The sequence below is a fragment of the Escherichia sp. WS338 genome (assembly GCF_046486405.1).
Taxonomy (GTDB): Bacteria; Pseudomonadota; Gammaproteobacteria; order Enterobacterales; family Enterobacteriaceae; genus Escherichia; species Escherichia coli.
In genome coordinates, this window is the sequence record NZ_JBJQLL010000003.1 from 118,982 (window position 1) to 143,795 (window position 24,814).

25 protein-coding genes and 2 pseudogenes are annotated in these 24,814 nt (G+C 52.0%); 14 read left to right on the top strand and 13 right to left on the bottom strand.

Annotated features, from left to right (window positions below; translation table 11 throughout):
- Positions 1 to 15 precede the first annotated feature (15 nt).
- Positions 16 to 357, top strand: a complete 342-nt coding sequence (locus tag ACJHWT_RS03305) for a HigA family addiction module antitoxin (protein ID WP_000806442.1) — start codon at positions 16 to 18, stop codon at positions 355 to 357.
- Positions 358 to 414: 57 nt separating this feature from the next.
- Here ACJHWT_RS03305 and copA read toward each other — a convergent pair whose 3' ends face one another.
- A complete protein-coding gene (gene copA, locus ACJHWT_RS03310) occupies positions 415 to 2,919 on the bottom strand; it encodes a copper-exporting P-type ATPase CopA (RefSeq protein WP_000083999.1) in 2,505 nt (834 codons plus the stop codon).
- 262 nt (positions 2,920 to 3,181) lie between these two features.
- On the opposite strand from copA, the gene glsA reads away from it, so the two are divergent.
- From glsA to cueR, 4 genes and pseudogenes are all read left to right on the top strand, one after another.
- On the top strand, positions 3,182 to 4,114 hold the full coding sequence (gene glsA, locus ACJHWT_RS03315; protein ID WP_000883024.1) for a glutaminase A: 933 nt from the start codon (positions 3,182 to 3,184) through the stop codon (positions 4,112 to 4,114).
- A 2-nt stretch (positions 4,115 to 4,116) separates the two neighbouring features.
- Positions 4,117 to 5,409, top strand: a complete 1,293-nt coding sequence (locus ACJHWT_RS03320; RefSeq protein ID WP_000982144.1) for an APC family permease — start codon at positions 4,117 to 4,119, stop codon at positions 5,407 to 5,409.
- Between the two features lie 30 nt (positions 5,410 to 5,439).
- Positions 5,440 to 5,537: pseudogene (locus tag ACJHWT_RS03325) on the top strand (hypothetical protein); the annotation flags it as partial.
- The gene (gene cueR, locus ACJHWT_RS03330) at positions 5,534 to 5,941 is read left to right on the top strand and encodes a Cu(I)-responsive transcriptional regulator (RefSeq protein ID WP_001026743.1); all 408 of its coding nucleotides are present in this window, start codon (positions 5,534 to 5,536) and stop codon (positions 5,939 to 5,941) included. The pseudogene ACJHWT_RS03325 and the gene cueR, both read left to right, overlap by 4 nt.
- Here the strand turns inward: cueR and ACJHWT_RS03335 are convergent.
- The 4 genes and pseudogenes from ACJHWT_RS03335 to ACJHWT_RS03350 form a co-directional block, all read right to left on the bottom strand.
- Positions 5,942 to 6,621: pseudogene (locus ACJHWT_RS03335) on the bottom strand (hypothetical protein). It abuts the gene before it with no gap.
- A 122-nt stretch (positions 6,622 to 6,743) separates the two neighbouring features.
- Positions 6,744 to 6,950 carry a hypothetical protein gene (locus tag ACJHWT_RS03340; protein ID WP_000664217.1) on the bottom strand — a complete coding sequence of 69 codons (207 nt, stop codon included), beginning with the start codon at positions 6,948 to 6,950 and terminating at the stop codon, positions 6,744 to 6,746.
- A complete protein-coding gene (locus tag ACJHWT_RS03345; protein WP_001317660.1) occupies positions 6,947 to 7,369 on the bottom strand; it encodes a hypothetical protein in 423 nt (140 codons plus the stop codon). The genes ACJHWT_RS03340 and ACJHWT_RS03345 overlap by 4 nt, the downstream gene beginning before the upstream one ends.
- An 85-nt stretch (positions 7,370 to 7,454) precedes the next feature.
- Positions 7,455 to 8,471 carry a YadA family autotransporter adhesin gene (locus tag ACJHWT_RS03350; RefSeq protein WP_000859813.1) on the bottom strand — a complete coding sequence of 339 codons (1,017 nt, stop codon included), beginning with the start codon at positions 8,469 to 8,471 and terminating at the stop codon, positions 7,455 to 7,457.
- Between the two features lie 366 nt (positions 8,472 to 8,837).
- Between ACJHWT_RS03350 and ACJHWT_RS03355 the strand changes: the two genes are divergently transcribed.
- The gene (locus ACJHWT_RS03355) at positions 8,838 to 9,200 is read left to right on the top strand and encodes a hypothetical protein (RefSeq protein WP_001001644.1); all 363 of its coding nucleotides are present in this window, start codon (positions 8,838 to 8,840) and stop codon (positions 9,198 to 9,200) included.
- A 102-nt stretch (positions 9,201 to 9,302) separates the two neighbouring features.
- Here ACJHWT_RS03355 and ACJHWT_RS03360 read toward each other — a convergent pair whose 3' ends face one another.
- Together ACJHWT_RS03360 and ACJHWT_RS03365 are read right to left on the bottom strand one after the other, a co-directional pair.
- Complete coding sequence (locus tag ACJHWT_RS03360; RefSeq protein WP_000970319.1) at positions 9,303 to 9,761, bottom strand: NfeD family protein; 459 nt, start codon at positions 9,759 to 9,761, stop codon at positions 9,303 to 9,305.
- Complete coding sequence (locus tag ACJHWT_RS03365) at positions 9,758 to 10,675, bottom strand: SPFH domain-containing protein (protein ID WP_000904502.1); 918 nt, start codon at positions 10,673 to 10,675, stop codon at positions 9,758 to 9,760. The genes ACJHWT_RS03360 and ACJHWT_RS03365 overlap by 4 nt, the downstream gene beginning before the upstream one ends.
- Positions 10,676 to 10,820: 145 nt before the next feature.
- On the opposite strand from ACJHWT_RS03365, the gene fetA reads away from it, so the two are divergent.
- Both fetA and fetB read left to right on the top strand, forming a co-directional pair.
- Positions 10,821 to 11,498 carry an iron efflux ABC transporter ATP-binding subunit FetA gene (fetA, locus tag ACJHWT_RS03370; RefSeq protein ID WP_001317661.1) on the top strand — a complete coding sequence of 226 codons (678 nt, stop codon included), beginning with the start codon at positions 10,821 to 10,823 and terminating at the stop codon, positions 11,496 to 11,498.
- Positions 11,485 to 12,264, top strand: coding sequence for an iron efflux ABC transporter permease subunit FetB (fetB, locus tag ACJHWT_RS03375; RefSeq protein ID WP_001295323.1), 780 nt, complete (start codon positions 11,485 to 11,487; stop codon positions 12,262 to 12,264). The genes fetA and fetB overlap by 14 nt, the downstream gene beginning before the upstream one ends.
- Before the next feature lie 62 nt (positions 12,265 to 12,326).
- Here fetB and cnoX read toward each other — a convergent pair whose 3' ends face one another.
- The 3 genes from cnoX to tesA are packed head-to-tail and all read right to left on the bottom strand — an operon-like array spanning position 12,327 to position 14,664.
- Positions 12,327 to 13,181, bottom strand: a complete 855-nt coding sequence (cnoX, locus tag ACJHWT_RS03380; protein WP_001295322.1) for a chaperedoxin — start codon at positions 13,179 to 13,181, stop codon at positions 12,327 to 12,329.
- A gap of 60 nt (positions 13,182 to 13,241) precedes the next feature.
- Positions 13,242 to 14,051: an NADP(+)-dependent aldehyde reductase gene (gene ybbO / locus ACJHWT_RS03385; protein ID WP_000148927.1), complete on the bottom strand. Its 810-nt coding sequence runs from the start codon at positions 14,049 to 14,051 to the stop codon at positions 13,242 to 13,244.
- A complete protein-coding gene (gene tesA, locus ACJHWT_RS03390) occupies positions 14,041 to 14,664 on the bottom strand; it encodes a multifunctional acyl-CoA thioesterase I/protease I/lysophospholipase L1 (RefSeq protein ID WP_001317662.1) in 624 nt (207 codons plus the stop codon). Before tesA ends, ybbO begins: the two co-directional genes overlap by 11 nt.
- Between tesA and ybbA the strand changes: the two genes are divergently transcribed.
- Entirely contained in the window at positions 14,635 to 15,321 is a 687-nt protein-coding gene (gene ybbA, locus ACJHWT_RS03395; protein WP_001110563.1) for a putative ABC transporter ATP-binding protein YbbA, read from the top strand. The genes tesA and ybbA overlap by 30 nt on opposite strands.
- Entirely contained in the window at positions 15,318 to 17,732 is a 2,415-nt protein-coding gene (gene ybbP / locus ACJHWT_RS03400; RefSeq protein ID WP_000561840.1) for a putative ABC transporter permease subunit YbbP, read from the top strand. The genes ybbA and ybbP overlap by 4 nt, the downstream gene beginning before the upstream one ends.
- 217 nt (positions 17,733 to 17,949) lie before the next feature.
- On the opposite strand, the gene dinQ is transcribed toward ybbP, so the two are convergent.
- From dinQ to allS, 3 genes are all read right to left on the bottom strand, one after another.
- A complete protein-coding gene (gene dinQ / locus ACJHWT_RS03405; RefSeq protein ID WP_001308457.1) occupies positions 17,950 to 18,105 on the bottom strand; it encodes a damage-inducible type I toxin DinQ in 156 nt (51 codons plus the stop codon).
- Between the two features lie 339 nt (positions 18,106 to 18,444).
- Positions 18,445 to 19,539, bottom strand: coding sequence for a tRNA 2-selenouridine(34) synthase MnmH (gene mnmH, locus ACJHWT_RS03410; protein WP_001157969.1), 1,095 nt, complete (start codon positions 19,537 to 19,539; stop codon positions 18,445 to 18,447).
- A 68-nt stretch (positions 19,540 to 19,607) separates the two neighbouring features.
- The gene (gene allS, locus ACJHWT_RS03415; protein ID WP_000460118.1) at positions 19,608 to 20,534 is read right to left on the bottom strand and encodes an HTH-type transcriptional activator AllS; all 927 of its coding nucleotides are present in this window, start codon (positions 20,532 to 20,534) and stop codon (positions 19,608 to 19,610) included.
- A 229-nt stretch (positions 20,535 to 20,763) separates the two neighbouring features.
- Between allS and allA the strand changes: the two genes are divergently transcribed.
- From allA to hyi, 4 genes are all read left to right on the top strand, one after another.
- Positions 20,764 to 21,246 carry an ureidoglycolate lyase gene (gene allA / locus ACJHWT_RS03420; RefSeq protein WP_000776388.1) on the top strand — a complete coding sequence of 161 codons (483 nt, stop codon included), beginning with the start codon at positions 20,764 to 20,766 and terminating at the stop codon, positions 21,244 to 21,246.
- Between the two features lie 77 nt (positions 21,247 to 21,323).
- Complete coding sequence (gene allR, locus ACJHWT_RS03425) at positions 21,324 to 22,139, top strand: HTH-type transcriptional repressor AllR (protein ID WP_000141275.1); 816 nt, start codon at positions 21,324 to 21,326, stop codon at positions 22,137 to 22,139.
- A gap of 89 nt (positions 22,140 to 22,228) precedes the next feature.
- Positions 22,229 to 24,010, top strand: a complete 1,782-nt coding sequence (gcl, locus tag ACJHWT_RS03430) for a glyoxylate carboligase (protein WP_001309310.1) — start codon at positions 22,229 to 22,231, stop codon at positions 24,008 to 24,010.
- Between the two features lie 12 nt (positions 24,011 to 24,022).
- Positions 24,023 to 24,799, top strand: coding sequence for a hydroxypyruvate isomerase (gene hyi / locus ACJHWT_RS03435; RefSeq protein ID WP_000943546.1), 777 nt, complete (start codon positions 24,023 to 24,025; stop codon positions 24,797 to 24,799).
- Positions 24,800 to 24,814: the final 15 nt, after the last annotated feature.

Genomic DNA, 24,814 nt, shown 5'->3' on the forward strand with positions numbered 1-24,814 from the left:
GAGAAAGGTAAAACTATGAAACAGGCAACAAGAAAACCGACGACACCCGGAGATATTCTTCTCTATGAATATCTGGAACCGCTCGATTTGAAAATCAATGAGTTAGCAGAGTTGCTGCATGTTCATCGTAATAGCGTCAGTGCACTGATCAATAACAATCGTAAACTCACCACTGAGATGGCATTCCGTCTGGCGAAAGTTTTTGATACCACAGTCGATTTTTGGCTAAACCTCCAGGCGGCAGTTGATCTTTGGGAAGTTGAAAACAACATGCGTACCCAGGAAGAATTGGGACGGATTGAAACAGTGGCTGAATATTTGGCACGCCGTGAAGAGCGTGCAAAAAAGGTCGCGTAGAATAATTTCCCTATAACGGATGCGCCACCCTAAAGCAGTGCATCCGCAATGATGTACTTATTCCTTCGGTTTAAACCGCAGCAACCGGTTGGCGTTACTCACTACGGTAATCGACGAGAGCGCCATTGCCGCTCCGGCGACCACCGGGTTAAGCAGCGTACCGGTGAACGGCCACAAAATACCGGCGGCGACCGGAATACCAATGCTGTTGTAGATAAACGCACCGAGCAGGTTCTGCTTCATGTTGCGCAGCGTTGCGCGGGAAATTGCGAGCGCATCCGCAACACCCATCAGGCTATGGCGCATCAGGGTAATCGCCGCGGTTTCAATGGCAACATCACTGCCGCCACCCATCGCAATACCGACATCCGCCTGAGCCAGCGCTGGCGCATCGTTAATGCCGTCGCCCACCATTGCTACCTGACGTCCTTCACTTTGCAGACGTTTGATCGCTTCGGCTTTACCGTCTGGCAGCACGCCGGCTATCACCTCATCAATCCCTGCTTCTTTAGCGATCGCATTGGCGGTGGTCGGGTTATCCCCGGTTAGCATCACCAGGCGATATCCCGCTTTATGCAGGCGTTGCAGCGCCGCCACGCTATCACTACGCAACGGATCGCGTACAGCCAGCAGGGCTACCGCTTTCCCGTCAACCGCCAGCAGCACAGGCGTTGCCCCTTGCGATGCCTGAGCTGAAATATCTGCTTCAATTGCTTTGGTATCGACCTGTTGGTCATTTAACAGCGCCTGATTACCCAGCAATACCGCATGACCTTCAGCTTCACCGCTCACACCCAGCCCGCGCAATGTGCGGAAACCGTTGACCTGCGGCAGCTGCATATCACCTGCTTTATCGAGGATCGCCCGTGCCAGCGGGTGGCTGGAACCTTGCTCCAGCGCCGCCGCCAGACGCAGCGCCTGCGCTTCATCAACATCAGCAAATGTTTTTACTGCGACAACCTGCGGCTTCCCTTCGGTCAGCGTCCCGGTTTTATCGAACACCACGGTGTCGAGCGTACTGGCGCGTTGCAGCGCGTCGGCGTCCCGCACCAGCACGCCAAACTCAGCCGCCCGCCCGACGCCCGAAATAATCGACATCGGCGTCGCCAGTCCCAGCGCACACGGACAGGCGATAATCAGCACCGTGGTGGCAATCACCAGGGTATAAACAATTTGCGGTGCCGGGCCAAAGAAATACCAGATTGCCGCACTGACCAGCGCAATGACTACCACCACCGGCACAAACACAGCGGAGATTTTATCCGCCAGTTGACCGATTTCTGGCTTGCTGCTCTGGGCCTGTCGCACCATGCGAATGATCCGTGACAGCGTAGTATGGCTGCCGACCGCACTGGCGCGAAACAGCACACTGCCGTCCTGTACCACTGTCCCGGCATGGACGCTATCGCCTTCGCCTTTTTGCTGCGGGATTGGTTCGCCCGTCAGCATCGCTTCATCCAGCCACGCTTCGCCCTGGGTAATTTCACCATCTACCGGCACCCGATCACCCGTCGTCAGGCGCAGCAACATACCTGGCTGAACATCTGCCAGCGGCACGTTTTTTTCACCTTCGTTGGTGACCAGGCGCGCCGTCGGTGGGGTTAAATCGAGTAATTTCTCCAGCGCCTTAGAAGAACGCTGACGTGCGCGCGCTTCCAGCATATGACCGAGATTAATCAGACCGATAATCATCGCACTGGCTTCATAGTAAAGATGTCGCGCTTCCATCGGGAACCACTGCGGCCACAGGTTGACGCTCATTGAATAGAGCCACGCCACGCCCGTACCCAGCGCCACCAGCGTATCCATCGTCGCTGCACCGTTCAGCAGGCTTTTCCATGCGCTGCGGTAAAAATGGCCGCCGGCGAAAACCATTACCGCCAGGGTTATCAGGCCGATAACCAACCACAGGCTGCGGTTGTCGGCGGTGACCATCATGTTATCGCCGATCATCCCCCAGACCATCACCGGGATACCCACCGCCAGTGCGACAATCGCCTGCCAGCGGAAGCGCTTCATCGTAGCGACGGCGGTTTCTTGCTGGCGCTCGCGGCGTTTAGCGTCATCTTCAATCGCTTCCGCGCCGTAGCCCGCTTTTTCCACCGCCTGCACTAAATCTTGTGGGGAGGCACTGCCCATCACCAGCGCAGTACGCTCCGCCAGGTTTACCCGTGCCTGAGTGACGCCCGGTACGCTTTGCAACGCATTTTGTACGCGGGTGACACAGCTGGCGCAGCTCATGCCGCTCAGCAGCAACTGCTGGCTGTCATCGTCATCGGCGGTCGCTGCCGGAAGCGCCTCAGAAACCGCTGTCAGTGCTTCCGACGGGATTGATGACTCCGCCAGCGGTTTAGCCTTTGGGTGGCTTACAGATGCGTCATAACCCGCTTGTTTGATGGTTTCGATCAGCTGTTCTGCACTGGCAGTCCCGGTAACGTGCGCTTCAGTGACAGACACATCCGCCTGCTCAACATCCGGGCGCTGTTCGAGACTTTCTTTCACGCGTTTAACGCAGTGACCGCAGGACAGGCCGTCCAGGGTCAGGTCGATAGTTTGTGACATAAAACACTCCTTTTAAGACAGTTTTGACTGGCTGTGATAAAGGTTAAACCTTCCAGCAAGGGGAAGGTCAAGAAATTAATAAACCAGGCGGGTAAAAGTCCGTAAAGATTAAAAAATCGGCTCGATTTGCATCAGGATTAGACATTTATCTCTTTGTTTTCCTGTAGTTAAGTTGCGGGTGCTAAGTTAAATCAGGATGCCTGAAAATTGGCACCGGGGTGAGGAATTACCTCCCGCATCTATAAAAAGGAGTTAACAAAAGATGTTAGATGCAAACAAATTACAGCAGGCAGTGGATCAGGCTTACACCCAATTTCACTCACTTAACGGCGGACAAAATGCCGACTACATTCCCTTTCTGGCGAATGTACCTGGTCAACTGGCAGCAGTGGCTATTGTGACCTGCGATGGCAACATCTATCGCGCGGGTGATAGTGATTACCGCTTTGCGCTAGAATCCATCTCGAAAGTCTGTACGTTAGCCCTTGCGTTAGAAGATGTCGGCCCGCAGGCGGTACAGGACAAAGTTGGCGCTGACCCGACCGGATTGCCCTTTAACTCAGTTATCGCCTTAGAGTTGCATGGCGGCAAACCGCTGTCGCCACTGGTAAATGCTGGCGCTATTGCCACCACCAGCCTGATTAACGCTGAAAATGCCGAACAACGCTGGCAGCGAATTTTACATATCCAACAACAACTGGCTGGTGAGCAGGTAGCGCTCTCTGATGAAGTCAACCAGTCGGAACAAACAACCAACTTCCATAACCGGGCCATTGCCTGGCTGCTGTACTCCGCCGGATATCTCTATTGTGATGCAATGGAAGCCTGTGACGTGTACACCCGTCAGTGCTCCACGCTCATCAATACTGTTGAACTGGCAACGCTTGGCGCGACGCTGGCGGCGGGTGGTGTGAATCCGCTGACGCATAAACGCGTTCTTCAGGCCGACAACGTGCCGTACATTCTGGCTGAAATGATGATGGAAGGGCTGTATGGTCGCTCCGGTGACTGGGCGTATCGCGTTGGTTTACCGGGCAAAAGCGGTGTAGGTGGCGGTATTCTGGCGGTCGTCCCTGGCGTGATGGGAATTGCCGCGTTCTCACCACCGCTGGACGAAGAAGGCAACAGTGTTCGCGGTCAAAAAATGGTGGCATCGGTCGCTAAGCAACTCGGCTATAACGTGTTTAAGGGCTGATCATGATGAACACGGAAGGTAATAACGATAACAAACCCCTCGGTCTATGGAACGTCGTTTCCATCGGTATTGGGGCAATGGTGGGGGCGGGGATCTTCGCGCTGCTGGGGCAGGCTGCGTTGCTAATGGAAGCCTCGACCTGGGTCGCCTTTGCTTTTGGCGGTATTGTGGCGATGTTTTCCGGTTATGCCTATGCGCGCCTAGGGGCGAGCTATCCCAGCAATGGCGGTATTATCGACTTCTTTCGTCGCGGATTAGGCAACGGCGTCTTTTCGCTGGCACTCTCGTTATTGTACCTGTTGACGCTGGCGGTGAGCATCGCCATGGTCGCCCGTGCTTTTGGCGCTTATGCCGTGCAGTTTTTGCATGAAGGCAGTCAGGAGGAGCACCTTATATTGCTCTACGCGTTGGGGATCATTGCGGTGATGACGCTTTTCAACTCCTTAAGCAACCATGCGGTAGGGCGGCTGGAAGTGATCCTCGTCGGCATTAAAATGATGATCCTGTTATTGCTGATCATTGCCGGTGTCTGGTCGCTGCAACCGGCGCATATTTCCGTCTCTGCGCCCCCCAGCTCCGGTGCGTTCTTCTCCTGTATCGGGATAACCTTCCTTGCCTATGCGGGCTTTGGCATGATGGCGAACGCGGCGGATAAAGTGAAAGATCCGCAGGTCATTATGCCACGGGCGTTTCTGGTGGCGATTGGCGTTACCACGTTGCTTTATATCTCGCTGGCGCTGGTTTTGCTTAGCGATGTATCGGCATTAGAGTTAGAAAAATATGCCGATACCGCCGTAGCGCAGGCAGCTTCTCCGCTGCTCGGGCATGTGGGTTATGTGATCGTCGTCATCGGCGCTTTACTGGCGACGGCTTCAGCCATCAACGCGAACCTGTTCGCCGTGTTTAACATCATGGACAACATGGGCAGCGAACGCGAACTGCCGAAGCTAATGAATAAATCCCTGTGGCGGCAGAGTACCTGGGGCAACATCATTGTCGTGGTGTTGATTATGCTGATGACGGCGGCGCTGAATTTAGGCTCACTCGCCAGCGTTGCCAGCGCCACCTTTTTGATTTGCTATCTGGCGGTGTTTGTGGTGGCGATCCGCCTGCGTCATGATATTCACGCCTCGTTGCCGATTCTTATCGTTGGTACGTTGGTGATGTTGTTGGTGATCGTTGGCTTTATCTACAGCCTGTGGTCCCAGGGCAGCCGTGCGCTGATATGGATTATTGGCGCACTCTTACTCAGCCTTATTGTGGCAATGGTCATGAAGCGCAATAAAACCGTATAACATCTCTCTGTGCGCAGTACTTCCTGTATTATTGTGGTGGCGGTCGATATTCGCACTGGCAAAAAAACGTGCTTGAATATTTGTTGAAACCCTTTAACAAAGCACAGGAGGCGTTGCGCGAACGATGAACATTAGCGATGTAGCAAAAATTACCGGCCTGACCAGCAAAGCCATTCGCTTCTATGAAGAGAAGGGGCTGGTGACGCCGCCGATGCGCAGCGAAAACGGTTATCGCACCTACACGCAGCAGCATCTCAACGAACTGACCTTACTGCGCCAGGCACGCCAGGTGGGCTTTAACCTGGAGGAGAGCGGCGAACTGGTGAATCTGTTTAACGATCCGCAGCGTCACAGCGCCGACGTCAAACGTCGTACGCTGGAGAAAGTAGCGGAGATCGAACAGCATATCGAAGAACTGCAATCCATGCGTAACCAGCTGCTGGCGCTGGCGAATGCCTGCCCCGGTGATGACAGCGCCGACTGCCCGATTATCGAAAATCTCTCCGGCTGCTGTCATCATCGGGCGGGGTGATTAAGGCTTGCGAAAATAGTCGTCCATTATTTTCGTCAGCTCCGGACGTTCCCCGTCATCATTGATGGCAAAATCCAGAAAAAAAGCATCTGCTTGCGGCGTTCGGTTTTGCGCCATCAACCGGAAGGTGAGGGGGCCTGACCAGGTTTCGGATGGGCTGATGTGCTTATCAGGGCCGAAACTCTCCCATGCGTTGGGCGGTAATGTTTTGCACGCGGTGAGTTTTGGTATGTGGTGTTGCAGCTCTGTTTTGTGCAGACATTCCCCGCCAGGAAATACCAGGGTTTGTTGCTCATCATTAAAATGGGTTGCCGTGCTGAGCACCTGTGTTTTGAGCGGTCGCCCTTCCAGCGCGGCGGCAGTAGCCTTATGGTGTCCGTCGAGCAGAACGCAGAGATAGGAATCAGGGAGATACCAGGCCAGAGCGCGGGCGATTCCAGTTTTCGAGAGCAGACAAAAACCGGGCGGCTCCCTGTTCACCCTCCGCAAAACCGCTGTAGACAAATTCCGCACAGGTAGGGCAACCAGCCTCGGACCAGAAACGTATTAACGGGACATCCTTGCCAGCAGAGCGAATGGATAAGACCGTGCGAGTGCGGATCGTAAATCACACATTGACGCAGAAATCCTTTCCCGGACTTCACCGAAAAAATGACGCCCGCAGCGGTATTTTTCAGCAGACGTACTTCAGGTTTTCGAAAGGGGAAAAAGCATGGCCACTCCTTAGCCAAAATTTCAGTTCCCTGAACTGTGCCAGAAAATTACGCTGGTGACTATTGCTCTGGAAATGGAAACGGTGTCCTTACCCATTAATCCCCGTTTGTACCGAAAGAATATGTTGCAAACTTTCTACCATAATGCGCCCCGACTGAAATAAGCCTTCCTGGATTTCATTGTTAACATTCACAGCGTGAACCAGGGAGGCTAATAACACCACTTGCAAGAAGGCAAAAATAAACGCACCGATAATCATAATATGCGTCAGGGGGATTTTCCTTTGCTCCTTCATTTTAAATAACCCACAAACTGGCCTTCTTTCATTAAGGCGACTTTTCCTGTGTGATGATAAACAATGACATTATACAGACCCGACTGATAAACCGTGGCATCGGCATTATCTTCATCTATGGCACATAATGAATCATTGAGATAAGCAAAATTCTTACTACTCATTCTAAAGGTCATGCCAAATCCTTTATAAATGGCTTTTTTTGCCGCCTGGGCATGTTGTGCGGCTTCTGCATTTTTAAATGCCTGCGCTTCAGAAGCACTTAAAATAGCCGTCTGGCGCTGCTGTTCTGCGAGATAACAGGTGTCATGGCTGACGCCCTGCGCCTGACAATCTGCGATGCGGGAAGCGGGTGAGCTACAGCCAGCCAGTAATATAACCGCCAGCAGGGAAAAGGATTTAATGGAGCTATTCATCATTGTTAACCTTAAATAATGTGCGAATTAATGAAGAGGTGAAACCCGGCAAGCTTCCTTGCTCTTATTTATATTGAGGATTGAAATATTAGAACGAATATCCTACGCCGACACCTGCGCCGAAATCAGATTGCGTATCCGCAGAAATACCGGCTTTAAGTACCGTATGCGTTCCGGCATTAAAAGATGCTCCGACAGACACCGCAGATTCACCGTTGAAGGTTCCCGCTCCCGCTGACACCATCATCACGTCACCGGTTTTAACCTGTGGTTGTGAGGCGATAGCGATGGCAGATGCAGTTCCCGCATTGGCTTCTTTACGGTTGTCCTCAACTTCGTTTTTCAGCGAACTGAAATGGTTATTGAGCGTGTTAATTTGTTGGCTGTTATCTGCGACCCGTTTTTGCGTGTTGCTTAACTGTTGCTGCGTTTGTGCGGAATCTTGTCTCAGACTTTCAATTTGCTCATGTGCCTGGACAGACTTCTGCGCCAGACTTTGCATTTGTTTATCGTATTGAGCCCTTTCTTTTTGCTGTTGTGCTGCCACATCGGTTGTCAGTGCATTCATTTTCTGCCCTTGTTCCGTGGTAGTGCGCTGATTAGCCTCATTTTGAGCCGCCAGTCTGGCATTAATCATCTCCTGATAATGCGCAGTATTTTGCGTATCTCCAGTCGCGGCGAGCGTTTTTTGTGTGGCTACGATCTGCGCCTGTTGCTCTGTAATTTGCGTTTGCTGGGCATCAGTTACCGCAGACTGTCGGGCGTTGATCATGCTCTGATAACGGGCAGGTGTCTGTGCATCACCTGTAGCGGCAACGGTTTTTTGTCCTGCGTCAGGATCTGTCTGGACAGTGGGAGTCTGAGTGGTATCAGGTGTTTCAGAAGGGATGTAGTGATGTTCAGTCAAATAGGTATACGCAGCGGGGCTGTTGTCTGTGCGTTCTAAAAAGCGGGTAATCTTCTGCTCAATCTCCGATTGCGACATGCCAGAGTTAATGGCTGAAAGCTCTGTTGCCGCCGCTTCAATGGTATCACCAGCTAAAACAACAGGGCTGGATGTTGCTGAAATTATGAGTGCCAGTAAAGCTACGTTTACAGTTTTCATTCATTTTCTCTTGTTCAAAATAAGTCGCATTAATGTTTCTATAAGAAACAAATAATATTATTTTAAGAAATAAACTGCGTTGCAATTTAATCGAAATCTACGCCGCCATTTGTGTGATGTAAAGCGCATTTTTGTCTGGTGTAAGCGTAAACACCACCAATAAGAAACAAAAAATGTTTCTTATATAAATAAAATCGAAAATCATTTTGTGCTCTTTCAATGTAAAAAAGAGTAAAGACTTGTTTTGATAAGCGAAATAAATTCTGTTTCTGGACTAAACGTGAAGCGGTTCCTGATGTGTGCTAAAATGCGTTTCTTTGATAAATCTCAATTTTTAAGAGGTTTACGCCAGGCAGGAAAATTTAAATGAATGAATTTGAGAAGATTTTTAATGAAATGAATCTGGACCGGGCATTGTTACCGATCCTTTTTCGTTCGAACCGGTCGACAGTGTGGAAGTATTTAAGCGGCGATAGTACGGCTCCTGCCTCTGCCATGTCGCTGATCATGCTGTTGCAGTTGATCCAGAAACGAAACCCCGATCTGTTAGCCGAATGGTTAACGCTTTCTGATTTCACCATTCCGCCAGAAGTTTACCTGGACCAACCTGATTACTGGAAAGGGTGGGTGTATACCCAACACAAGGTCAATAAAAACGTCCTGGAATATCTAAAAAAACACTATCCGGATGAAGACCAAAAAAGTATGGGTAAAGGCCGGGAAGAGTAATTTTGCCTCTACTCGGCTATATGCCGGATGCGGCGCAAGCGCCTTATCTGGCCTACGATTCGGGCATATTTTGTAGGCATGATAAGACGCGCCAGCGTCGCATCAGGCGATGACCGCACGGATAATCAGCGTTATCCCTTCTATCGCAATCACCTCAACATGCGTACCTGCACTGAGATCCTCGCTGGCGCTGACAGGCCATGAACTGTCACCGACGCGCATATGACCACGCCCGTTGACCAGCGGAGATTCCAGAACAAAACGTCGGCCAATCAACTGCTGCCCGCGCTGGTTTAAATGACTGTCGCTGTGCTTTTGTTCGCGCACCCGCCGCGACAACCATTTCCACCACAGCCAGGCGGCGAGCAGCGTCAGGACGGCAAACATTACCCCTTGCCACTCCCAACCCAGCGGCAGCAACCAGACCACCAGACCGGTAATCACCGCTGCCACGCCGCTCCACAACAGATAACCATTGCCGCCCAACATCTCGGCTGCCAGCAGCAAACCGCCGAGACTTAGCCAGAAAATATGTGGATGAACGACCATTAACTCCATCATGGCTGAGTCCGTTTGTTGGCGCTGTCTTTCACCAGCTCGGCAATCCCGGCAATCGACCCCATCAGGCTGCTGGCCTCTAATGGCATCATCACTACTTTGCTGTTACTGGACGAACCGATCTGCTGTAACGCTTCGGTGTATTTCTGTGCGACGAAGTAGTTCACCGCCTGAATATCACCGGAGGCAATGGCTTCAGATACCATTTTGGTGGCGCGGGCTTCTGCTTCGGCAGAACGTTCACGCGCTTCGGCCTGTAAGAATGCCGATTGACGTTCACCTTCCGCTTTCAGGATTTGCGACTGTTTTTCACCTTCAGCTTTGAGGATTTCCGCCTGACGGATCCCTTCCGCTTCAAGGATGTAAGCGCGTTTGGTACGTTCCGCTTTCATCTGCGCGTTCATTGAAGAGATAAGCTCTGCCGGTGGGCGCACGTCGCGAATTTCAATACGGGTGACTTTAATCCCCCACGGGTTGGTGGCTTCATCGACAATACGCAGCAGGCGTGAGTTGATGCTGTCGCGCTGAGAGAGCATTTCGTCAAGTTCCATTGAACCCAGCACGGTACGGATGTTAGTCATGGTCAGGTTGATGATCGCCAGCTCCAGATTGCTGACTTCATAAGCCGCGCGCGGCGCGTCAATCACCTGAATAAAGCACACGGCGTCGATGGTAACGTTGGCGTTATCTTTCGAGATAACTTCCTGGGAAGGGATATCGAGCACTTGCTCCATCATATTGATCTTGCGACCAATGCGATCCATAAACGGCACCACCAGACTGAGCCCCGGCTGTAACGTTTTGGTATAGCGACCAAAACGTTCTACTGTCCACTGATAGCCCTGCGGCACGATTTTGACGCCCGCGCCGACAATGACCAGCGCGACAAAAATGAGAATCGGGATAAAGATAAGCATCGGAAAAACCTCCTGTTGTACCGTCCATAATCAGCAAAATTGCTGCTTGATTAAACAAATTATACCTGATTACTGAAAGAGAGTTTCCCCTTATTCCTGCGAAGGATAAACTGTTTTTAGTAAAAATCAGAAAAAGGGAACAGTGATGCAGGAAAATAGTCCTTTGCTTCAGCTACAAAACGTAGGATATCTGGCGGGTGATGCGAAGATTCTTAATAACATCAATTTTTCGCTGTGTGCTGGCGAATTTAAGTTAATTACCGGTCCTTCTGGTTGTGGCAAAAGTACGCTGCTAAAAATAGTTGCTTCATTGATCAGCCCAACCAGCGGAACGTTACTGTTTGAAGGTGAGGATGTCAGCACACTAAAGCCAGAAATCTACCGCCAGCAAGTCTCTTATTGCGCCCAGACGCCGACGCTGTTTGGCGACACGGTATACGATAATCTGATCTTTCCTTGGCAGATCCGTAACCAGCAGCCTGACCCAGCCATTTTTCTCGATTTTCTCGAACGCTTCGCCTTACCGGACACCATTTTGACGAAGAATATCGCCGAGCTATCTGGTGGGGAAAAACAACGCATCTCATTGATTCGTAACCTGCAATTTATGCCGAAGGTTTTATTGCTGGATGAAATAACCAGTGCGCTGGACGAAAGTAATAAACATAACGTTAATGAGATGATCCACCGTTATGTGCGCGAGCAAAATATTGCCGTGCTGTGGGTGACACACGATAAAGACGAAATTAATCATGCGGATAAAGTGATTACACTGCAACCGCATGCCGGAGAAATGCAGGAAGCACGCTATGAACTCGCATAATATTACTAACGAATCATTAGCACTGGCATTGATGCTGGTGGTGGTGGCAATCTTAATTAGCCATAAAGAAAAACTGGCGCTGGAGAAAGATATTCTCTGGAGCGTCGGGCGAGCGATAATTCAGCTGATTATTGTCGGCTATGTGCTGAAGTATATTTTCAGCGTGGATGATGCCAGCCTGACATTATTGATGGTGTTATTTATCTGCTTTAATGCGGCGTGGAATGCGCAAAAACGCAGTAAATATATTGCTAAAGCTTTTATCTCATCGTTTATTGCCATTACGGTCGGGGCGGGAATTACCCTGGCGGTGCTGATTCTCTCAGGGTCGATTGAATTTATCCCGATGCAGGTGATCCCTATCGCCGGGATGATAGCCGGCAACGCCATGGTAGCGGTGGGGTTGTGTTACAACAATTTAGGGCAACGGGTCATTAGCGAACAGCAACAGATTCAGGAGAAACTGAGTCTTGGCGCGACGCCGAAACAGGCTTCAGCGATATTGATTCGCGACAGTATTCGCGCGGCTTTAATTCCGACGGTCGATTCAGCAAAAACGGTAGGCTTAGTGAGTTTACCAGGAATGATGTCCGGGCTGATATTTGCCGGGATTGATCCGGTGAAGGCGATTAAATATCAGATTATGGTGACCTTTATGCTGCTCTCAACCGCCAGCCTGTCGACCATTATTGCCTGCTATTTAACCTATCGTAAGTTTTACAATTCGCGCCACCAGTTGGTGGTGACGCAATTGAAGAAGAAATGATGCGATGCCGGATGCGCAGCATCGCATCCGGCGTTGTGGTTCATGTGCCGATCAACGGAAACTCAATACAACAACGCATACAGCTGGCGGCGATACTTCGACGCCAGTGCATCACCCGTACCCAGCGCAGCGAGGATCTCCTGGAACGTTTTACGCGTCTGACCGTCTGCGGCGGTGAGATCTTTACGCAGATGCCCGAACAGCAACTCCAGCGCCTCTTCATTGCGCCCAACCTGATGCAGTTGCAGCGCCAGTTGCGTCGCCAGTGCGGCATCTTCTGGATTCTCCGCCACCTGCTGTTGCAACTGTTGAATTTCCGGCGTATCAGCCGCCTGCTTCAGCAGTTCGATTTGCGCCACCAGCCCCTGGTAGCGGGTGTCCTGATCCTGCAACGGAATGGTTTTCAGCACCGCTTCTGCATCTTCAGAACGGTTCAGCGCAATCAGCGTTTCTGCCAGCAGCAGGCCGATCTCCCCGTTCTGATTCGACAACTGCCAGGCGTCTTTCAGCAATGGCAAGGCGTCGGTGTAATTGCCTTCCTGCATCAGCTGCATCGCCTGCTGCGCTTTCAGCTCTTCTTCGCGCGGCAGCACTTTATCCAGCAGGGCGCGGATCGCCTCTTCCGGTTGCGGCCCCTGGAAGCCATCTACCGGTTGCCCGTTCTGGAACAGATACACGGTCGGAATCGCGCGCAGACCAAACTGGGCGGCAATCATCTGCTCCGCGTCGCAGTCCAGCTTCGCCAGAATAAATTGCCCGTTGTACTGCGCCGCGAGGCTTTCCAGGATCGGGGTTAACTGCAAACAGTGCTGGCTACGTTCAGACCAAAAATAGAACAGCACCGGAGTGGTCATCGACTGTTCAAGAACCTGTTGCAGGTTAGATTCGTTAATGTTGACAATATTTTCTACGGACATGGAGTCGCTCTCTGTTGTCGATATTTTCTTTGACATGGGGGCTTAAGCGCGCGCTTCAACTCACCCCTGCAATATTTTGTCCATCACGCGCCCCGGCAGTAGGCGCTTAAGCACCATTACCGCCCAGGTCACCAGCGTTACCGGATAGCGCATCTTCGGCTTCTCGCTAATAAAAGCATGGCGTACTTTGTCCACCACCGCTTCCGGTCCCAACGTAAAGCGGGCGGCGATGCCGGGATTTTCGACTGGTTTATCACTTTGCGTCTGGTTGACGTTGTCGGTGAAGCGAGTACGAATGGGACCGGGTTCGATCAGGCTGACTTTAATTCCACAGTGGCGTAGCTCCATGCGCAGCGCGTCTGACCACGCCTCCAGCGCATATTTACTGGCCGCGTAAGCGCCACGACCCGGTGTGGAGATTAATCCCATCACCGATGAGGTCATCACAATACGCCCTTCACCGTGCGGCAACATCGCGGGTAACAGGCGCATGGTGAGCTGGTGTGCGCCGAAAAAGTTGGCGGAAAACTGCTGTTCCATCTGCGCACGGCTGATGGTGGAAAGGGGGCCATACATGCCGAATCCGGCATTGTTAAAGATCCCATACAGACAATTATCGGTCAGGGCGATCACTTCGTCGGCTGCGCGATCAACACATTCTGGCGAATCCAGATCGATCAACACGCCGGTAAATCCCATGCTGTTCATGCGCTCAACATCATCCGCTTTCCGGCAACCTGCCAGCACATGAAAACCCTGGCGTTTTAATTCGAGCGCGCTTTCCAGGCCAATTCCACTGGAACATCCGGTAATTAAGACCGATTTTTGCATAACTTTACCTGTCAGGATCTCCGTTGCTTTATGAGTCATGATTTACTAAAGGCTGCAACTGCTTCGCCATCCAGTCGGCAATAAACGGCTGGGCGTCGCGGTTGGGATGAATACCGTCATCCTGCATCCATTGTGGTTTGAGGTAGACCTCTTCCATAAAAAAGGGCAGCAGCGGAACATCAAACTCTTTGGCGAGTTTGGGGTAAATGGCGCTAAAGGCTTCATTATAACGGCGACCATAGTTTGCAGGCAGACGTATTTGCATTAACAATGGTTCAGCGTTGGTGGCTTTGACCTCCTGCAAAATCTGGCGCAGCGTTTGCTCGGTTTGTTGTGGCTGAAAACCACGCAAACCGTCATTGCCGCCCAGTTCAACCAGCACCCAACGCGGCTGATGCTGTTTCAGCAGAGCCGGAAGGCGCGCCAGCCCTTGTTGCGAGGTGTCGCCGCTGATGCTGGCATTGACTACCGACGTTTTACTCTGCCACTTATCATTCAACAAGGCAGGCCAGGCCGCGCTGGCAGACATTCGATACCCGGCGCTCAGGCTATCACCCAGAATCAATAACGTGTCCGCTGCAGCGGCACGGAAGGTTAACAGGACCAGGAACAGGAAGGGCAAATGCCAGCGGAAAACATTGTTGAAGTTCATCATCTTAAGAAGTCCGTCGGTCAGGGGGAGCATGAACTCTCCATCCTCACCGGAGTTGAGCTGGTTGTCAAACGTGGCGAGACCATCGCGCTGGTGGGCGAGTCGGGATCGGGTAAGTCAACCTTGCTGGCGATCCTCGCCGGGCTGGATGACGGCAGCAGTGGCGAAGTAAATCTGGTGGGACAACCGCTACATAATATGGACGAAGAAGCGCGGGCAAAGTTACGCGCGAAGCACGTAGGTTTTGTTTTTCAGTCATTTATGTTAATTCCTACCCTTAACGCGCTGGAAAACGTCGAGCTTCCGGCGCTGCTGCGCGGTGAAAGTAGCGTGGAAAGTCGTAACGGGGCAAAAGCGTTGCTCGAACAGTTAGGACTGGGTAAACGTCTGGATCATCTTCCGGCACAGCTTTCCGGCGGCGAACAGCAACGAGTGGCGCTGGCGCGAGCTTTTAATGGTCGGCCTGATGTGCTGTTTGCCGACGAACCCACCGGCAATCTTGACCGCCAGACGGGCGATAAAATTGCCGACCTGCTGTTTTCCCTCAACCGTGAACATGGCACCACGTTGATTATGGTGACCCACGACCTGCAACTGGCGGCACGCTGCGACCGCTGCTTACGGCTGGTGAACGGGCAGTTGCAGGAGGAAGCATGATTGCACGTTGGTTCTGGCGCGAATGGCGCTCGCCGTCGCTATTAATTGTCTGGCTGGCGCTAAGCCTGGCGGTGGCCTGCGTGCTGGCGCTGGGCAATATCAGCGATCGCATGGAGAAGGGCTTAAGCCAGCAAAGCCGGGAGTTTATGGCGGGCGATCGGGCGTTGCGCAGTTCGCGCGAAGTGCCGCAAGCGTGGCTGGAGGAAGCGCAAAAGCGCGGCCTGAAAGTCGGCAAGCAGCTGACTTTCGCCACCATGACATTTGCAGGCGACACACCGCAGCTGGCGAACGTCAAAGCGGTGGATGATATCTACCCGATGTATGGCGATCTGCAAACCAATCCCCCAGGCCTGAAACCGCAGGCGGGCAGCGTATTGCTGGCCCCACGCCTGATGGCACTGCTTAACCTGAAAACGGGCGACACCATTGACGTGGGCGATGCCACCTTGCGGATTGCCGGAGAAGTGATTCAGGAACCGGATTCCGGTTTTAACCCCTTCCAGATGGCTCCGCGTCTGATGATGAATCTGGCGGATGTCGATAAAACCGGAGCCGTGCAGCCGGGAAGTCGGGTCACCTGGCGCTATAAATTCGGCGGCAACGAGAACCAGCTCGACGGCTATGAGAAATGGTTGTTACCCCAGCTTAAACCCGAACAACGCTGGTACGGTCTGGAACAGGACGAAGGCGCGCTGGGGCGCTCGATGGAACGCTCGCAACAGTTCCTGCTGCTTTCGGCGCTTCTGACCTTGCTGCTGGCAGTGGCAGCGGTGGCGGTGGCGATGAATCATTACTGTCGCAGTCGCTACGATCTGATGGCGATCCTCAAAACGCTGGGAGCAGGGCGAGCGCAATTGCGTAAGTTAATCGTCGGTCAGTGGTTGATGGTGCTGGCGCTTTCAGCCGTTACCGGTGGTGCGATAGGCCTGTTGTTCGAAAACGTGTTGATGGTGCTGCTCAAGCCCGTTTTGCCTGCTGCACTACCGCCAGCCAGCCTCTGGCCGTGGTTGTGGGCGCTGGGCACCATGACGGTCATCTCGCTGCTGGTGGGGCTACGACCGTACCGCTTGTTGCTGGCAACGCAGCCTTTACGCGTATTACGTAATGATGTGGTCGCGAACGTCTGGCCGCTGAAGTTTTATCTGCCGATTGTCAGTGTGGTGGTTGTGCTGCTGCTCGCCGGATTAATGGGTGGCAGCATGCTGCTTTGGGCGGTGCTGGCGGGCGCGGTAGTACTGGCTTTGCTGTGCGGTGTGCTGGGCTGGATGCTGCTGAATGTACTTCGCCGCATGACGCTGAAATCGCTACCTCTGCGCCTGGCGGTTAGCCGCCTGTTACGTCAGCCGTGGTCAACGTTAAGCCAGCTTTCGGCATTTTCGCTCTCCTTTATGCTGCTGGCGCTGTTGCTGGTATTGCGTGGCGATCTGCTCGACCGCTGGCAGCAGCAGCTACCTCCAGAAAGCCCGAACTACTTTTTAATTAACATCGCCACAGAACAGGTAGCACCGCTAAAAGCGTTCCTCGCGGAACATCAGATAGTCCCGGAATCGTTTTATCCGGTGGTGCGGGCGCGGCTGACGGCGATTAACGATAAGCCGACAGAAGGCAATGAAGATGAGGCGCTCAATCGCGAACTCAATCTTACCTGGCAAAATACGCGGCCCGATCATAATCCGATTGTCGCCGGTAACTGGCCGCCAAAAGCCGATGAAGTGTCGATGGAAGAGGGGCTGGCGAAACGCTTAAACGTTGCCCTCGGTGATACCGTGACTTTTATGGGCGATACCCAGGAGTTCCGCGCTAAAGTGACCAGCCTGCGCAAAGTGGACTGGGAAAGTCTGCGGCCTAATTTCTATTTTATTTTCCCTGAAGGGGCATTAGACGGGCAACCGCAGAGCTGGCTTACCAGTTTCCGCTGGGAGAATGGCAACGGCATGTTGACGCAACTCAACCGCCAGTTCCCTACTATTAGCCTGTTAGACATTGGCGCGATTTTAAAACAGGTCGGTCAGGTGCTGGAGCAGGTAAGTCGGGCGCTGGAGGTGATGGTGGTGCTGGTCACCGCCTGCGGTATGTTGCTGTTGCTGGCACAGGTGCAGGTGGGAATGCGTCAGCGTCATCAGGAGCTGGTGGTGTGGCGCACACTCGGTGCGGGGAAAAAACTGCTGCGTACCACGTTGTGGTGTGAGTTCGCCATGCTTGGGTTTGTTTCTGGCCTGGTAGCCGCAATTGGTGCGGAAACGGCGCTGGCAGTGTTGCAGGCGAAAGTGTTTGATTTTCCGTGGGAGCCAGACTGGCGATTGTGGATTGTGCTGCCGTGCAGCGGTGCACTGCTGCTGTCGCTTTTCGGCGGCTGGCTGGGTGCGCGATTGGTTAAGGGTAAGGCGCTGTTCAGGCAGTTTGCGGGGTGATGACAGGCGTTAGATTGCCTGATGCGCTACGCTTATCAGGCCTACGAGGATCGTGCAATATATTGATTTTGCAAGATTGTGTAGGCCGGATAAGGCGTTTACGCCGCATCTGGCATGAACAGTGTGCATTTTGGCAATAAATATGAAACCAACTGTCATGTCGGTTTTTTTAAAGGCCGAAGGTGGTAAACCTTCGGCCTTAGCTACGTTTCCTCAGTTATTCAATAAACTGACGGATCAGTTCCAGCAGCGCGATTAGCGCCTTAAGAACGATGAGAACTTTATCGAGAAAAGTTTTCATCCGTTGCTCCCTTAAGGGAGAAAGACAATCACAGCTTACCCTTACGTTGCCTGTAACTATGATTTTCTTCATGTGCTAGATGAGGACTGCCTCTCTCCAAATTAGAGCACCAGAATCAGCACCACCTGTATCCTGACCAGGACTTAAAAGTACTTTTCCGCACTGCGGTAGTCCCTTGAGGCAGTATCACTACTAGCGTCGGGATTGTATCGCCAACATAGCTGTTTGAATATGTAGGCATCCTGACTTATAATTCACTTGCTAGATGAGGACTGTTTCATTTCTGCCCGGAACCACCAAGTCTTGGGCGGAAAAAATAAAAAAACCGACTGTCATGTCGGTTTTTTTATATCTGTATTCTGGTGCAACCATTCTGTTCTCACGACAATCGCCGTTTCAGAATACCGCCCATCACTGCGTCTTAACCCATTCCGCCACTTCCGCCCACTCACCGCGAAAGACAACTTTTTCCGCTTTTTTCTCAAGCTGATAGCGATACATCGGGTCGTAATATTCTTCAAGTAACGGCACCAGCCAGGCCAGATGACCGTCGGTGCTGCCGGTGGTAAGTTGCGTTGTCAGCGCCGCATCCAGCCTTGCAGCCAGTTCGTTATAGCGCTGTAGCCCCAGCCGACGCTTAATCGCCGAAAGTCCGTGATGCAGGTATTCGCAATACTCCTGCCAGCCCTGTTCGTCGCCGTACGCGTGGGTAAAATCATGATGCATACGCAGGAAATATTCTTCGTTCAGCCGCTCAAGACGGATCTCAAACGGATCTTCTACTACCGCAATCGCCGCCTGGGTCATTCGCTCGCGCAGGCATTCCGGCAGGTGATTCGAACCGATCATCCGGCTTTCGTCTTCCAGCACCCACAGGCGCAAATTCTGACGGGCGTCGGTTTTTAGCATTTCGGCAGCCAGCAGGTTTTCAAAACTCGCCTGGCTAAGTTGTGGTTGTAAGGTGCGACCAAACGCCGAACCGCGATGACGCGCCAACCCTTCCAGATCAACACCGTTCGGCTGTTGCTGCACTAACAGCGTTTTACCGCTGCCGGTACAACCGCCAATCAGCACTATCGGTTTTTGTGCCAGTTCAATAGTCGCCTGAATCGCGGTCTGGCGCAGTGCCTTATAACCGCCTTCCACCAGCGGATAATCAATCCCCGCTGCATGCAACCAGCTTTGCACAATATGTGAGCGCTGACCGCCTCGGGCGCAGCAGAGAATACCGTGCGGATTTTGCAGGCACGCTGCCCGCCAGGCGTCCATGCGCTGCTGACGAATTTCACCCGCCACCAGTTTATGACCCAGCGCCAGCGCCGCGTCTGACCCTTGCTGTTTATAGCAGGTGCCAACGGCGGCGCGTTCATCGTTATTCATTAACGGCAGGTTGATAGCGGCAGGCATTGCGCCTTGCTCAAACTCGATGGGGGCGCGAACATCAATAATGGGCGTATCAGCAATCAGCAGGGCACGATAGTCCTGTTCCGTGTGTCTCTCTTGCATAGTAAAAAGTGAACCTCAAATCAGCTTGCGCGCTATTTTACGCGCCAACGCGCAAGGAAACTTGATTTTTAACTGCGTGGGTTGCCGAAAATTTCTAAAAATCCGCTGATTTCCGGCCTGCGCTGGGTAAACAAGGTCACAATATCTTCTACCGCTTTGCCGCTGCCAAATTTGCGCCATGCCAGACTCAATGGTGAAGGAGGGCGCATCGTTGGGATTACCCGGCTGACCAGTTGTTGATTATCGATCATTGACTGGCAAAGTGATTTTGGCAAAAAACCAATGCCAACGCCCGCCAGATGGGCGGCGATTTTCGTTTCCATATCGGGAACAATAATCTCTTTTTGCCCCGGCAATCGCCAGGCGACGCGTTTGGTTAGTGTGCGGGCGCTGTCTTCAATATTAACCGCCGGAAAGCGCCGCAACTGTGCTTCTGTTAGCGGCTCTTCAACGTTCGCCAGCGGATGATCCGCCGCCATGACAAAGCGCCATTGCACCGATCCTAAGGGATCAAGACTAAAGGTATTTGCCAGCGCCTCGGTTCCCGTGACGCCGATAGCCAGTGAAAAACCTTCGTATAATAGCGAATCCCAGACGCCCATATAGATTTGTCGGGAGATGTGAAATTGGGTAAACGGGTAACGTTCATTTAGCCACGCCAGCAGCCTGGCAACGGCCTGAGGGTTATAGAGCAGGTTGTTGATGACGATATTCACCTGGCGTTCCACGCCATCATTCACCTGTTGTAACTCGCTGGGCATACTTTCCAGCCAGCTCAGCCAGTCTCTGGCCTGACAAAGTAGATGCTCGCCAGCCGCCGTCAACGTCACGCTACGAGTCGTACGGAAAAACAGCGCTACTCCGGTATTCTCTTCCAGAAGTTTAATGCGATAACTGATCGTCGCCGTGGTTTTACATAATCGTTCTGCCGCTTTTGAAAAACTTCCTGTTTCAGCAACCGCAATGAAAGTCCGCAAGGTTTCTGGATCGAACATCTTCAGGTATCCCCTTTTAAATCCGCAAGTTGCGTGATTTTCTTATCCTCTGATTTATCAGTATTTTTACATGATAACCCTGTTCAATTTGTGGACTAAATCTAGTTTTGGAAAAATATTCCAACTTTTGTATTGATGTTGTTCTCTTAAGGTTTTAGATTGCCTGTTATTGAAACCAAGCTGACCGGTCGGCGGTGGTTGAACGGAATTATGTTACAAGGACAAAAAGATGAAACTTCAGGTATTACCGTTAAGTCAGGAAGCCTTTAGTGCTTATGGCGACGTAATCGAAACGCAGCAACGGGATTTTTTCCATATTAACAATGGCCTGGTGGAGCGTTACCACGATTTGGCGCTGGTTGAGATTCTTGAGCAAGACCGTACGCTTATCAGCATTAACCGAGCGCAACCGGCGAATCTGCCGCTGACCATTCACGAACTCGAACGTCATCCGCTGGGTACTCAGGCCTTTATCCCGATGAAAGGTGAAGTGTTTGTGGTAGTCGTGGCGTTAGGTGACGACAAACCAGACCTGTCAACGCTGCGGGCGTTTATTACCAACGGTGAACAGGGGGTGAATTACCATCGTAACGTCTGGCATCACCCACTTTTCGCCTGGCAGCGCGTCACCGATTTTCTGACCATCGATCGCGGCGGCAGTGACAACTGTGATGTTGAAAGTATTCCTGAACAGGAACTCTGTTTTGCGTGACGCCTGCAACCGACTTGCATAAGATAAACGAATTGTTCATTGTTTATGCTCACTTGTAGGTCGGAGTTAACGTAGGTATGACGGAAGTTAGACGGCGCGGCAGGCCAGGACAGGCGGAGCCTGTGGCACAGAAGGGCGCACAGGCGTTAGAGCGGGGAATTGCGATTCTGCAATATCTGGAAAAAAGTGGGGGAAGTTCGTCGGTTAGCGATATTTCTCTCAATCTGGATTTGCCGCTCTCCACGACCTTTCGCTTGCTGAAGGTTTTACAGGCAGCGGATTTTGTCTATCAGGACAGTCAGTTAGGCTGGTGGCATATAGGATTAGGTGTCTTTAACGTCGGTGCAGCGTACATCCATAACCGCGATGTCCTCTCCGTCGCCGGGCCGTTTATGCGCCGCCTGATGTTACTTTCCGGCGAAACGGTCAATGTCGCGATCCGTAACGGCAATGAAGCGGTATTAATTGGTCAGTTAGAGTGTAAATCGATGGTCAGGATGTGTGCGCCGCTGGGCAGTCGTCTGCCGCTGCATGCTTCCGGTGCGGGCAAGGCGCTGCTTTATCCGCTGGCGGAAGAAGAGTTGATGAGCATCATTCTGCAAACCGGTTTGCAGCAGTTTACGCCAACGACGCTTGTGGATATGCCCACCTTGCTGAAGGACCTGGAACAAGCGCGTGAACTGGGCTATACCGTAGATAAAGAAGAGCATGTTGTCGGCCTGAATTGCATAGCTTCAGCAATTTACGATGATGTAGGTAGTGTTGTTGCCGCTATCTCCATCTCCGGGCCTTCATCAAGACTGACAGAAGATCGTTTTGTCAGTCAGGGTGAGCTGGTCAGAGACACCGCCCGCGATATCAGCACGGCGTTGGGACTGAAAGCACATCCATAGTGTCTGTCGTATCCCGCTCTGCGGAGCGGGTTTTTTTGACAAAATTTGAAAGTTGGAAAAATTTTCCAATTAATAGAGGTAGGAATAAAATGGCAAAAATGAGAGCCGTTGACGCGGCAATGTATGTGCTGGAGAAAGAAGGTATCACCACCGCCTTCGGCGTTCCGGGAGCTGCAATCAATCCGTTCTACTCAGCGATGCGTAAGCACGGCGGTATTCGTCACATTCTGGCGCGTCATGTGGAAGGTGCTTCGCACATGGCGGAAGGTTATACCCGCGCAACGGCAGGGAATATCGGCGTATGTCTGGGGACTTCCGGTCCTGCGGGCACGGACATGATCACCGCGCTCTATTCCGCTTCTGCTGATTCCATTCCTATTCTGTGTATTACCGGCCAGGCTCCGCGCGCCCGTCTGCATAAAGAAGATTTCCAGGCCGTTGATATTGAAGCAATTGCTAAACCGGTCAGCAAAATGGCGGTTACAGTTCGTGAAGCGGCGCTGGTGCCTCGTGTGCTGCAACAGGCGTTTCACCTGATGCGTTCTGGTCGCCCGGGTCCGGTACTGGTGGATTTACCGTTCGACGTACAGGTTGCGGAAATCGAGTTTGATCCTGATATGTACGAACCGCTGCCGGTCTACAAACCTGCTGCCAGCCGTATGCAGATCGAAAAAGCTGTAGAAATGTTAATCCAGGCCGAACGTCCGGTGATTGTTGCCGGAGGCGGGGTAATCAATGCTGACGCAGCTGCACTGTTACAACAGTTTGCTGAACTGACCAGCGTTCCGGTGATCCCAACGCTGATGGGCTGGGGCTGTATCCCGGACGATCATGAACTGATGGCCGGGATGGTGGGCCTGCAAACCGCGCATCGTTACGGTAATGCAACGTTGCTGGCGTCCGACATGGTGTTTGGTATCGGTAACCGTTTTGCTAACCGTCATACCGGTTCGGTAGAGAAATACACCGAAGGGCGCAAAATCGTTCATATCGATATTGAGCCGACGCAAATTGGCCGCGTGCTGTGTCCGGATCTCGGCATTGTCTCTGATGCTAAAGCGGCGCTGACACTGCTGGTTGAAGTGGCGCAGGAGATGCAAAAAGCAGGTCGTCTGCCGTGTCGTAAAGAGTGGGTCGCCGACTGCCAGCAGCGCAAACGCACTTTGCTGCGTAAAACTCACTTCGACAATGTGCCGGTGAAACCGCAGCGCGTGTATGAAGAGATGAACAAAGCCTTTGGTCGCGATGTTTGTTATGTCACCACCATTGGTCTGTCACAAATCGCTGCGGCACAAATGCTGCATGTCTTTAAAGACCGCCACTGGATCAACTGTGGGCAGGCAGGCCCGTTGGGCTGGACCATTCCGGCGGCGCTGGGGGTTTGTGCCGCTGATCCAGAGCGCAATGTGGTGGCGATTTCCGGTGACTTCGACTTCCAGTTCCTGATTGAAGAATTAGCCGTTGGCGCACAGTTCAACATTCCGTACATCCATGTACTGGTCAATAACGCCTATCTCGGTCTGATTCGCCAGTCGCAGCGCGCGTTTGATATGGATTACTGCGTACAGCTCGCGTTCGAAAATATTAACTCCAGCGAAGTGAACGGTTACGGCGTCGACCACGTAAAAGTAGCGGAAGGTTTAGGTTGTAAAGCGATTCGCGTTTTCAAACCGGAAGATATAGCACCAGCCTTTGAACAGGCGAAAGCCTTAATGGCGCAATATCGGGTACCGGTAGTCGTGGAAGTTATTCTCGAGCGTGTGACCAATATTTCGATGGGCAGCGAACTGGATAATGTCATGGAATTTGAAGATATCGCCGATAACGCAGTGGACGCACCGACTGAAACCTGCTTCATGCACTATGAATAAGGGAGATAAATAATGTTACGTTTCTCTGCTAATTTATCGATGTTATTTGGTGAATATGATTTTCTCGCCCGTTTTGAGAAAGCTGCGCAGTGTGGTTTTCGCGGTGTTGAATTTATGTTCCCTTATGACTACGACATTGAAGAATTAAAACAGATACTGGCGAGTAATAAACTCGAACATACGCTGCACAATTTACCGGCGGGTGACTGGGCGGCGGGGGAGCGCGGTATTGCCTGTATTCCTGGCCGTGAAGAAGAGTTTCGGGATGGCGTAGCAGCAGCGATTCGTTATGCCCGTGCGCTGGGTAATAAAAAAATTAACTGTCTGGTCGGTAAAACGCCGGCTGGTTTCAGCAGTGAACAGATTCACGCAACGCTTGTAGAAAACCTGCGTTATGCCGCGAATATGCTGATGAAAGAAGATATTTTATTACTGATTGAACCTATCAACCATTTTGATATTCCTGGTTTCCATCTCACCGGAACTCGGCAGGCGCTGAAACTGATTGATGATGTTGGTTGCTGCAATTTGAAAATTCAGTATGACATTTATCACATGCAGCGGATGGAAGGTGAATTAACCAACACTATGACTCAATGGGCCGATAAAATTGGTCACCTGCAAATTGCCGATAATCCGCATCGCGGCGAACCGGGAACCGGAGAAATTAATTACGAATATCTCTTTACGGTAATTGAAAATTCTGACTACAACGGTTGGGTTGGGTGTGAATATAAACCCCAAACCACCACGGAAGCCGGTTTACGCTGGATGGATCCGTACCGTTAAAACGTAACGCTATTC